Source organism: Sphaerisporangium sp. NPDC049002, from assembly GCF_040649355.1.
Classification (GTDB): domain Bacteria; phylum Actinomycetota; class Actinomycetes; order Streptosporangiales; family Streptosporangiaceae; genus Sphaerisporangium.
The window spans coordinates 1-8,372 of record NZ_JBEZFH010000275.1 but is presented as its reverse complement, the minus strand read 5'-3'; the positions used below and the strand labels follow the sequence as shown (position 1 = coordinate 8,372).

Sequence of the window (8,372 nt, the reverse complement as noted above, 5' to 3'; positions counted from 1 at the left end):
GGCTCAAGACCAGGATAGATGAAACTGAACTGATAATCCATCTTATTAGGGCAGGAACCCCCGATTCGGTCAAGTTCAACATATTTGCGCGTATCAATACAGGTGGCAGGGCCCTAACCCTTCAGGAACTAAGACATGCCCTGATCCCTGGTCAAGCACGCGAATTATTGGCGAAGCTCGCGGACGGCGAGTCGTTTCTTGACGCGACGCTTCGAAGTGTAAAGAAGGACAGAATGGCGGACCGCGAGATGGTGCTACGCTTCCTTGCCTTCCGTCTCACACCGCCCAGCGATTATCCTCGTGGGGACCTCGATATTTTCCTCCGACAGGCGATGAGGCAGATCAACACTCTTGATCGTGGAGCCATTGCACGTCTCACCGAGGACTTCGAGCGGGCGATGCGCACGGCTCGCGACATCTTCGAGGAGCACGCCTTTCGCAAACGGTTCGCAGGGCAAGAGAAACGTCTGCCAGTCAACAAGGCGCTTTTCGAGACTATCTCGGTCAACCTTGCGAAGATGGCGCCGGGTGAGATTGAGGTTTTGCGAGAGCGGCGTGACCTGGTGCAATCACGTCTTATGGAACTGATGGAGGATGGCAAGTTTCACCAGGCCATCTCCGTCGCTACCGGTGACGCGGAGAAGGTCCGACGGCGATTCGGTGCCGTGGAAGAGCTATTGAGAGAGGTGGCGAGATGATCGACAGGCTGACCATCAAGAACTTTAAGGCCTTCGCTTCCGCAGACGTCTCGCTGGCCCCTTATACGCTTCTATCCGGCCTGAATTCGTCTGGCAAGAGCACGATGATACAGGCCCTAGCGCTACTCCGCCAAGCGGATAACTCTGGCCTACTCGTGGACCACAACGAAGACGACGAGAGTGGTGCAATCGGAGGGCTCCCACTCAATGGTGAACTCGTCGAACTGGGGACGGGGCAGGATATCTTGCATGAGGACTATATAGCCGAGCAAGGCAAGGTCCCCGAAATAGGATTCGAGCTGGCAGCCGGATCCGCGATGCCATTCAAGTTCCATGCCGAGTACGGGCGAGAAGACGACCTACTCCCATTGACATTGTGTGAGCCGCCACTCCATGTCCGAACGCGCCATCATGAGGACGAAGCCGCCTACACCTTGTTCAATCCAGGATTCCAGTACCTGCGGGCGGACCGGATCAATCCAGCCGTGACTTATCCACGGTCTCACGAAATGGCAGTCAGGCGCGGCTTTCTCGGCACTCGCGGTGAGTTCACGGTCGACTTCCTCAGGCACAATCAAGATGAGGTCGTGCCATTCGAGGCGCTCCACCACCCAGACGCATCCTCCCGGCTACTTGACCAGGTAGAGGCATGGATGGGAGAAATTTGCCCCGGAGTGAAGATTGAGACCGCCGTGATCGAGCAAACCGACCTCGTCCGGCTTGTGTTCCAATTCACTCGGACTAAAAAGCTGACCACCAACCCGCGGCGACCGACCAATGTGGGGTTCGGGCTCACGTACGTGCTGCCCGTGGTCGTTGCCTGCCTGACAGCCCGGCCGGGATCCATGATCCTCCTCGAAAACCCGGAGGCTCACGTCCACCCGCAGGGTCAGAGCGCGATGGCGAGCCTCACCTGCGCCGCCGCTTCCGCCGGCGCTCAACTGGTCGTCGAGACACACAGCGACCACATCCTCAATGGCGTTCGTCTGGCGGTGAAGCGCGGACAACTCTCAGCCGAAGACGTCCGCCTGCACTACTTCCAGCGGAACGCCGACGGGGTCATCGATATTGTGAGCCCATCCATTGGGCCGGACGGCATGCTGTCGCAGTGGCCGCCGGGCTTCTTTGACGAATGGGACCGCTCGCTCGACCGGCTCCTCGACTGACGACCTTCCGCATCCCCCTACAGCGAAAGAGACCTCGTGCGAGTCCTGCTGTTCTTCAACGAGTTGTCCTGCTCGGCTCCGCAGCCGAGGGAGCAGGTGGACGAGGCGATGAAGCAGTTCGTCCGCGTCCTGCGCGCGGTAACTGATCAGCGTCAGGATGCTGCCCTCATCTCCGACGTCAAGTTGAAGGAGTTGGAACTCGCCCCTGGGTATTACCTGGCCGAGTGGTCCGGACGGCCCGCCAATGTCGATTTATGGCGCTGGATCCGCCGTATGCAGAACAGGGCTCCGTTCAGCGACGTACTTCCTCCTGGCGTCGGAGAAGGAGTCGACTACTTCTCCGACGGCCGCGCCGCCAAGGCCTTGCGCGCTGCCCACCTGCTGGACGGCATGTCAGTGAGCCTACTCGTCGACACAGCCTGGAACACACCATGGGTGCAGGCCAATCGCAGCGTCCTGACTGAAGACCCCAACGGTGAGGCGCTCCTACTAGAAGAGGCCGTCGAAGTTCGTCATGGGGCGACACTCGACCACCTCAGACTACATATGGAGTGGATTAAGCAGATCGGCATACCGGCTCTAAAACGCGGCTCCGAGATATGGGAGTCCCGCATGGATCTCTATCCAAGTCTGCTGTTTCTGCCTCAGACCGAGCAGCAGTTCTCGGAGCTTCGTCTGGACTGGGTAGTCCCGGCGGCTCAGGAACTGCGCAGGATAGACCACGCCATCGGGGATTGGGACCCCCAACGCACTAGAGAACCCACGTGGAGGTCCAATGTGACGCCCGAAGGCGAGACGCGCAGGCGCCTCTGCAAGTTCAAGGACTTCGACGGGATCCCACGCGTTTTCGACCTTCATGGCCGGTTCACTCCGGGGCACGGCCGCGTGTACTTTCGCCTTGACCCGCAGACCGGTAAGGCGATCGTTGCGCACGTTGGGTTGAAACTAGGCATCTGATCAAACGAACGCCAAAATGCGACTTCTAACCTGTCTCGACCACCCGGACCCCTGCGCCCGCGTTCTATTCGGCTTTCTCGCCGGTCGTGCAGTTCGCCTCGATCGGCGGTTTGCCGGGGCCATCGAGCATAGACAGACTGGCGGTCCGCCCGTAACCGGATTTAAGGTTTCTACCCGCGGGGCTACCGCACGCGGCTTACGCGAGTTCACTGGTCGGCTACCTATCGCTCCTGACGGCGGCAGCACACCGGTCAGGACCGCAGGCACGTAACGGCTGACTCGTCGTGCCCTGGCTACCATGGCCGGGTCCGAGATCAGGTGCGGTTCAGCACTGGGCGGGCTTGAGCCAGGAGCATTCGAGGTCTGCGTCGCTTCCCTGGGGGTCGGCGGTCCTGAGTTGTACGGTCGCGTCCACGGGCGTGTCCCGCTTGAAGCGCGCGAGGCGGACCGCGATGGAGTCCTCCAGGTTCTTGGGGCTTCCCGTAAGGTAGTTGTTGGTCAGGATCGAGAACACCAGCGGCTCGCCGTCGGCGCTGGTCACGTAGCCCGAAAGCCCGGTCACGCTGGTCAGTGAGCCGGTCTTGGCGTGGACGTTGTTCGCCGCCGGGGTGCCCGCCATGCGGCTGCGCAACGTCCCGCCGGTGAAACGGTCGGAGTTGCCGGCGATCGGCAGGGCGTCGTACCACGTCGTGAACCACGGCTTGGAGCGCATGGCGATGAGGAAGCCCGTGAGCTCGCCCGGGGTCACGCCGTCCAGCCGCGACAGGCCCGAGCCGTCGCGCAGCCGTACCGCCTTGACGCCGTTCTTGTTGGCGAACCCGAGCGTGACGGCCAGCCCGGCGTCCCAGGTGCCCCTGCCGGAGACCTCGCGGCCCATCGCCTTGGTGAGGATCTCGGCGTGCATGTTGTTGCTGAGCTTCAGGAAGGGCACCAGGAGCCGGCTGAGCGGCATGGAGTCGTGTTGCGCCACGCTCTTGGCCGCCGCCGGCGTCGCACCCCTGGCGGTCGTGCCGAGCACACGCACCCCGTGCTTGCCGAGTGCCTTCCTGAACAGGGACGCGGCGTACCCGGTCGGGTCGTCGACCGTGACCCATTCGTCGTACGGCCCCGCGACCGTGCCGGTGATCACGACCCTGTTCGTGCCGTGCACGCGGTTGACGAGGACGTCGGTCGCGGTGCCGGTGGTGGCGTGGTTCTCGATCGTGAGGTAGTCGGTCGGCGGCGTGGTGGTCACCTTGGCGGCGGAACCCGCGGACGCGCCCGGAGCGACGGAGACGATCACCGAGCCGGCGTCGTAGTCGGTGTCGGGGGAGGCGGTCAGCGCGGAGATCTGGGCCGCGTAGTAGTACGGCTCGTCGTCCCAGGCCCAGTCGGTGCCGAGCCGCACGTCGTCGAACCAGGTGTCGTCGGCGACCAGCTTGCCGGTGACGATCCTGACGCCGGAGCCGGCCACCTCGGCGGCGAGCGCGTCGTAGTCGGCGGCGAGCATGGTCGGGTCGCCGGTCCCCCTGAGGTAGAGGTCACCGGCCAGGGTCGAGCCCAGGCGGCGTCCCGAGCTCAGCACGCTCGTGGTGAAGCGGTAGTCGAGGCCCAGGGTGTCCACGGCTGCGGTGGAGGTCAGCAGCTTGGTGTTCGAGGCCGGGAGGAACACCTTCCCAGGGTCCTGCTCGTACAGCGTCTCGCCCGTCGAGGCGCTCTTGACGACCACGCCGGAACGGGCCACGGCGAGGTAGGGGTTACCGAGGAGCTGGTCGAGATCCTTGGTGAGATCCGCGACGCCGGGCGCGGGGTCGGCGGCGTTCGCGGGAACGCTCGCCCCCGACGCCCAGGTCACGGTGAGGGTGAGGAGTACTGCCGTCAGCAGTCCGGCCGGTCGTCGGGGCATCCGCACGGGTTCCTCCAGAGGTAGATGGCCCGGATCATGCCGCGATCATCGAGAACCTCTGACCAGACGGCAATACGGAAATGTTCGTATCTTGTCCGGCCGGAACCGCCTACTGCGGCAGGGACACCAGGAACGCGCACTCGCCGAAGGCGATCTCGTCCCCCGCGCGGACGTGGGCCGGTCCGACCAGACGCCAGCCGTTCAGCCGCGTGCCGTTGAGCGAGCCGAGGTCCACGAGGAGCCACTCCTCGCTGTCGCGGCGCAGCTCGGCGTGCACGCGTGACACCGTGAGGTCGGTGAGGATCAGGTCGCACTCGGAGCCACGGCCCACCACATAGCGCGGCCGGCTCTCGGCGGGCAGGGCGAGCCGGGGGAGGCGCGGGCGGCGCCACGCGCTCTCGATGCGCGTGGTGAGGTCGGAGACCGAGGCAACGGCTTCGGTCAGCCTCCGGCGCCACCTGCCGTGCGGCGGGAGATCGGAGACGAGGTCGGTCAGCTCGACGCGGCTGCGGGCCCGCAGCGCTCGATCGACCCGTCCGAGAAAGGTGTCATGCGAGATCTGTCCTTCGAGCGCATGATCGCGGAGCTCACTGATCGCGCGATCACGGTCCCCGTCGGAGGCGCGCACAGGCGGGTGCGTCGAGCTCATCTCCCGAGTATCAGGCTGGCAACGGCAAGGTGTCCAGAATATGCGGGATCTGTTGTCGAGAGCATACTGAGTATGCATACTGAGTATTCATGTCGATCCGCCACGGCCTTCTCGCCCTGCTGACACAGGGACCGCGCTACGGCTATCAGCTTCGTGTGGAGTTCGAGGCGTCCACGGGGGCGACCTGGCCGCTGAACATCGGCCAGGTCTACACGACGCTCTCCCGCATGGAGCGCGACGGCCTCGTGGCGCCCGGCGAGCAGGATGACCAGGGCCGGGTGGTGTACGCCATCACCGACGAGGGCCGCTCGGAGCTGTCGCGATGGTTCGGCACCCCCATCGCCCAGGCCGACCGGCCCCGCGACGAACTGGTGATCAAACTGGCCATGGCCGTCACCGCGCCTGGCGTCGAGGTCCGCCAGGTCGTCCAGGCCCAGCGCAGCGCCACCATGCGCACCCTGCAGAGCCTGACACGCGCCAAACGCGCCGAGCCCGGGACCGCGCAACGCCTGGTGCTCGACTCCATGATCTTCCAAGCCGAAGCCGAACAACGGTGGCTCGACCACTGCGAGTCCGTACTGGCCGCGACCTCCCCCAGCGCGCCGCCACCGGCCGGCGCGCCGTCCTCACCGGCGCGTCCCTCCCGCACCGCGCATTCGTCCCAGGAGTAGGAATGACTGATCTTTCCGCGGAAACAGCGGACGAGCCCGTTATCAGCCTCACGAAGGTGTCGCGCGTCCACGGTTCCGGCGCGGCGGCCGTCGAGGCGCTGAAAGGGGTGAGCCTGGACGTCGCGGCCGGAGAGCTCGTGGCCGTAATGGGCCCCTCGGGCTCGGGCAAGTCCACGCTGCTCAACCTCGCGGGCGGCCTCGACCGGCCCACCTCCGGACGGGTGGTCGTCGAGGGCGCCGACGTCGGGGCCCTTCCTCCCAAGCGGCTGGCCGAAATGCGGCGCCGTCACGTCGGGTACGTCTTCCAGGACCTCAACCTGATCCCCTCGCTGACGGCCGTGGAGAACGTCATGCTCCCGCGCGAGCTCGACGGGGTCCGCACGGGCAGGGCCCGGAGCGAGGCGTCGCACGCTCTCGCCGAGATGGGCGTCGCCGAGGTCGCGGGCCGCTTCCCCGACGAGATCTCCGGCGGCCAGCGCCAGCGCGTCGCGATCGCGCGCGCCATGGTCGGCGTGCGCCGCGTTCTGCTGGCCGACGAGCCCACCGGCGCCCTGGACACCCCCGCCGGGGACGACGTCATCCAGGCCCTGCGGGCTCGCGCCGACTCCGGATCCGCCGTCCTCCTGGTCACCCACGAGCCCCGCTACGCAGCCTGGGCCGACCGCGTGGTCTTCCTCCGCGACGGCGAGATCGCCGACTCCGCCGCGGCCCAGGCGAGTGTCTGATGGGCATGCGCGCCGGAGGTGCTCTCGCCGGGACCTGGGCTGTGCTCCGGATTTCGAGGAGGAGCGCCTGGCGGGCCAAGGGGAGGAGTTCGCTGATCGTGATCATGGTCGGGCTGCCGATTGCTGTGATCACGGCCGTGACCACCTTGCTCGCGACCTTTGAGGTGTCGCCCGAAGAGAGCGTCACCGTGACCATGGGGGCGGCCGACGCCCTCCTGCGGCCGAGCCCGGGGCCGCGGACGCCCGTCAGGCAGGACTACTCCGGGCAGGGCTACACCCTCGGGTCCTCCACGACCCCCGACCGGCGGCCGTGGAGCGCTCAGGAGATCGGCGGTCTGCTGCCGCCCGGCAGCCGGGTGATCCCCTGGGCGACCAGCGCCGAGGTGTACCGAAGCGGACACTGGCTTTCGTCGGCGTCGTTGACGGAGCTGGACCTGCGGGACCCGATGACGCGCGGCCTCTACCTCCTGGAGCGGGGCCGCTTCCCCAGCGCCGCCGGGGAGGTGCTCGTCTCTCCCGACTTCGTCCGGCGAGGGGCGGGAATCGGGTCGACGCTGACGTTGACGGAAGGGGCCCGAGCTTTCCGGGTGGTGGGGATCGTCGCCACGCCCCGCGTTTCCCGCCGCCAGGGCATCGAGTTCGCGATCGGCCTCCCCGGCGGCGGGCTGGTGCCGAGTCCGTCGAGGACGGAGTGGCTCGTCTCCACGCCGGATCCCGTGGGATGGCGGGACGTCACCCGGCTGAACTCCCTGGGATTCGTCGTGGCCTCGCGCGCCGTCATCTCCCACCCGCCGCCCGAGGCCCTGGACTACGTTCCGCCGGGACAGGACGACCGGCCGCCGCTGAGGCTCCTCACCTATGGCATGACCGTCACGATGATCGTCCTGGAGGTCGTCCTGCTCGCCGGGCCGGCGTTCGCGGTGGGGATCCGGCGCCGCAGGAGGGAACTGGCGCTCATCGCGGCACAGGGGGCGTCGGAGCGCCAGCTTCGCCGCGTCGTACTCGCGGACAGCCTCCTGCTCGGCCCTCTCGCGGCGGTGCTGGGCGTTCTGGGCGGGCTCGTCCTGGCCTGGGGTGCCGTTCCGGTGCTCCAGCAGTTGCGGGAGGGGACGGTGGCCGGGCCGTACGAGGTGCCGGTGGGGACCGTCGCGGGGGTGGCGGCACTGGGGCTCGCCAGCGCGGTGCTGGCCGCCGTGGTGCCCGCCCGCCAGGCCGCCCGTACGGACGTCGTGGCGACGCTCGCGGGACGGCGGGGAGAGGCCGGAGGGCGCAGGGGATGGCCGGCGGCGGGCGTGGTGTCCGTGGCGCTCGGGGTCGTCCTCACCGTCTTCTCCAACGGCCGGGCGATCTTCTTCGTCCTCGGGGATCGGCGGAACATCGACAACAATCTGGTGTCCGCGGGTCAGGTGGGAGGACTGCTTCTCACGATGGTGGGGATGGTGGCGCTCACGCCGTCCCTGGTCGGAGTGGCGGGACGTCTCGCCGCGCGTCTGCCCCTGCCGTTCAGGCTCGCCGCTCGGGACGCGACCCGCAACCGCGGCCGTACGGCTCCGGCGGTGGGGGGCGGGCCGGGGGGGCCCCCCGGCCGGGCCGCCCGGCGCCACGGGGGGGCGAGGGCCGG

The 8,372-nt window shown here is 67.1% G+C and carries 7 protein-coding genes and 1 pseudogene; 6 read left to right on the top strand and 2 right to left on the bottom strand.

Annotation, left to right across the window (positions count from 1 at the left end; translation table 11 throughout):
• From AB0B89_RS32970 to AB0B89_RS32960, 3 genes and pseudogenes are all read left to right on the top strand, one after another.
• Nucleotides 1–698, top strand: a pseudogene (locus AB0B89_RS32970) (hypothetical protein); the annotation flags it as partial.
• Nucleotides 695–1,864 (top strand): DUF3696 domain-containing protein, encoded by a 1,170-nt coding sequence (locus AB0B89_RS32965; RefSeq protein ID WP_358560594.1) that lies wholly within the window; start codon nt 695–697, stop codon nt 1,862–1,864. The pseudogene AB0B89_RS32970 and the gene AB0B89_RS32965, both read left to right, overlap by 4 nt.
• Before the next feature lie 36 nt (nt 1,865–1,900).
• Complete coding sequence (locus AB0B89_RS32960; RefSeq protein WP_358560592.1) at nt 1,901–2,821, top strand: hypothetical protein; 921 nt, start codon at nt 1,901–1,903, stop codon at nt 2,819–2,821.
• 325 nt (nt 2,822–3,146) lie between these two features.
• Here AB0B89_RS32960 and dacB read toward each other — a convergent pair whose 3' ends face one another.
• Together dacB and AB0B89_RS32950 are read right to left on the bottom strand one after the other, a co-directional pair.
• Nucleotides 3,147–4,706, bottom strand: a complete 1,560-nt coding sequence (gene dacB / locus AB0B89_RS32955; protein WP_358560590.1) for a D-alanyl-D-alanine carboxypeptidase/D-alanyl-D-alanine-endopeptidase — start codon at nt 4,704–4,706, stop codon at nt 3,147–3,149.
• Between the two features lie 109 nt (nt 4,707–4,815).
• Complete coding sequence (locus AB0B89_RS32950) at nt 4,816–5,355, bottom strand: DUF1707 and FHA domain-containing protein (RefSeq protein WP_358560588.1); 540 nt, start codon at nt 5,353–5,355, stop codon at nt 4,816–4,818.
• 89 nt (nt 5,356–5,444) lie between these two features.
• Between AB0B89_RS32950 and AB0B89_RS32945 the strand changes: the two genes are divergently transcribed.
• The 3 genes from AB0B89_RS32945 to AB0B89_RS32935 all read left to right on the top strand — a co-directional run.
• On the top strand, nt 5,445–6,026 hold the full coding sequence (locus tag AB0B89_RS32945) for a PadR family transcriptional regulator (protein ID WP_358560587.1): 582 nt from the start codon (nt 5,445–5,447) through the stop codon (nt 6,024–6,026).
• Nucleotides 6,027–6,028: 2 nt separating this feature from the next.
• Nucleotides 6,029–6,751 carry an ABC transporter ATP-binding protein gene (locus AB0B89_RS32940; protein ID WP_358560585.1) on the top strand — a complete coding sequence of 241 codons (723 nt, stop codon included), beginning with the start codon at nt 6,029–6,031 and terminating at the stop codon, nt 6,749–6,751.
• 104 nt (nt 6,752–6,855) lie between these two features.
• Nucleotides 6,856–8,372, top strand: a 1,517-nt coding sequence (locus tag AB0B89_RS32935) for an FtsX-like permease family protein (RefSeq protein ID WP_358560596.1), incomplete at its 3' end; no start/stop codon positions are given.